Annotated in this window: 1 protein-coding gene; it reads left to right on the top strand. The window is 47.0% G+C overall.

Going from position 1 to position 1281, the window contains the following annotated elements; genetic code table 11:
- Positions 1-84 precede the first annotated feature (84 nt).
- Positions 85-1238, top strand: a protein-coding gene (locus tag M3223_RS23775) for an IS3 family transposase (protein ID WP_435368038.1) whose coding sequence is annotated in 2 segments (ribosomal slippage) — positions 85-346 and positions 346-1238 — 1155 coding nt in all. Because the reading frame shifts where the segments join, the coding sequence is not laid out codon by codon here.
- The last annotated feature ends 43 nt before the right edge of the window (positions 1239-1281 follow it).

Here is a 1281-nt window from a genome sequence, read left to right as displayed (position 1 = left end):
TGATATTATCCCCTCGTGGTAGACAGTGAAAAAAGAGTTCATGATATCATGAATCTAACACTGTTGACCGGAGGGGATTTTATTATGCCACCAAAGAAGGGACAGAAATTTAATCGATACGATGAAGAAACGAAGAAAGAAGCCGTTCGATTACGCCTAGAGGAAGAATGGAGTTATGCTCAAATCCAAGAGAAGTTGGGGATAAAGAGCGACGCTCAAATTCTCATGTGGGTACGTAAACACCAGAATGGAGAATCGTTTGAGGATTATCGCGGACGCTGGAAAAAGAAGCATTTCAGTGGGATCGAGGAAGAAAATGAGTACTTGAAAGCGCAGGTCGAATACTTAAAAAAGCTCAATCCAAATCTACATGGGGAGGAAAGCTGGATAAACAAGCCCGGTTCCAAATCATTGAAACGATGACACAAGGTCACGCTATCATGTTGTTATGCCAAATTGCTGAAGTCTCTCGAGCCGGATATTACAAGTGGAAAGGGGCTTTGAGCGCCCAAGAACAGCGTCAGGAACAGGACGCTGATTTAAAGGAACACATTTTAGCTATCCACCGACTGCGCCCCTATTTCGGTTACATCCGCATGAGTACAGCCCTGAAGAGAGAGGGGCTTCTTGTCAACCGCAAAAAAGTGAGGCGGCTGATGCGCGAGCTTGGAATCCGCTCGGTCATTCGTAAGAAACGCCCTCTTGCGGGACGGAAGCCGTCGGTCGTCTTTGCGAATGTGTTGAACCGAGACTTTAAAGCGGAGGCTCCATTTAGCAAGCTCGTCACGGACATCACATACGTGCGGATCGGTCACGATTTCAGTTATTTGTCCACGGTTATGGATTTGCATAATAACGAAATTGTAGCGTGGGAGTTATCCGAACGTAATGATTTAAACCTTGTGTTCGATACCGTCAAGCAGCTTGGTATCCGCAAAGGTGCCCTCTTACACTCTGACCAGGGGTTTCAGTACACACATAAAGCCTATGAAACCCTGCTACTGGCGCAAGGGCTAACGGGCAGCCACTCCAGAAGAGGCAACTGTTATGACAACGCCTGTATGGAGTCCTTTTTCTCTCACTTAAAGACGGAACAGCTTTATCTGAAACGGCCGAATGATACGGATTCCGCTCGTCGTCTTATTGCGGAGTATATCGAGTTCTACAACCAGGAGCGTTTCCAGAAAAAACTCGGCGACCGCTCTCCGGTAGAGTACCGAATTGCAGTCGCCGCTTAATTTGCACTCTTTTTTAGCTGTCTACTTGACGGGGGTAAGACCA

Origin of the sequence: Paenibacillus pasadenensis (assembly GCF_023715725.1) — a bacterium.
GTDB classification, from domain to species: Bacteria; Bacillota; Bacilli; order Paenibacillales; family Paenibacillaceae; genus Paenibacillus_O; species Paenibacillus_O pasadenensis_A.
The sequence above is the reverse complement of the archived record's forward strand: the minus strand, read 5'-3'. Positions and strand labels throughout refer to the sequence as shown.